Origin of the sequence: Paraburkholderia sp. JHI2823 (assembly GCF_038900695.1) — a bacterium.
Lineage (GTDB): Bacteria > Pseudomonadota > Gammaproteobacteria > Burkholderiales > Burkholderiaceae > Paraburkholderia > Paraburkholderia mimosarum.
This window is the reverse complement of sequence record NZ_JAYMRY010000186.1, coordinates 1-609: the sequence shown is the minus strand read 5'-3', so window position 1 is coordinate 609 and position 609 is coordinate 1. Positions and strand designations below refer to the sequence as shown.

General features: G+C 55.0%; 1 protein-coding gene. It reads left to right on the top strand.

The features are described 5' to 3' along the window. Window positions 1-178: 178 nt before the first annotated feature. On the top strand, window positions 179-609 hold a 431-nt coding region (locus tag VSR34_RS38230; RefSeq protein ID WP_342965212.1), incomplete at its 3' end, for an IS6 family transposase.

Sequence of the window (609 nt, the reverse complement as noted above, 5' to 3'; positions counted from 1 at the left end):
CTGCAGGCAGCCGTGACACGATAGCGAAACGAATTTCGCAGGATTTCAATGGCGATTGAAATAACCATCGTCATTGAAATCCTGCGATGGATAGATTTGCACCTTGACTTCGGCCGGCTAATGGGTGTCGCAATAACGCGGTCAGGTAAAATCCGCCGACGACAACGCATGACAATGCATGATGACAAAGACGAAGACGCCATGCAAGACGCTGCCCGCTGGCATTGGCAAGGTACTGAAGCGGCGACACTACCCGCTGGACGTGATCCTGCTGTGCGTCCGGTGGTACGTGGCGTACTCACTGAGCCTACGAAACCTCGAAAAAATGATGGCCGAGCGGGGTATCGAGGTGGACCATTCGAGCGTGCACCGATGGGTTATCAAGCTGCTGCCGGTATTTGAAAAAGCATTCCGCAAACGCAAACGGCCTGTCGGCAAGAGCTGGCGCGTCGATGAGAGCTTCCGCAAGCACAAGCGTCCGTTTGGGAAAAGCTGGCGAATGGACGAGAGCTATATCAAGATCAAAGGCGAGTGGAAATATCTTTACCGGGCAGTGGACAAGGCGGGCGACACGGTCGACTTCCTGCTCAGGGCCAGGCGGGACAAGGT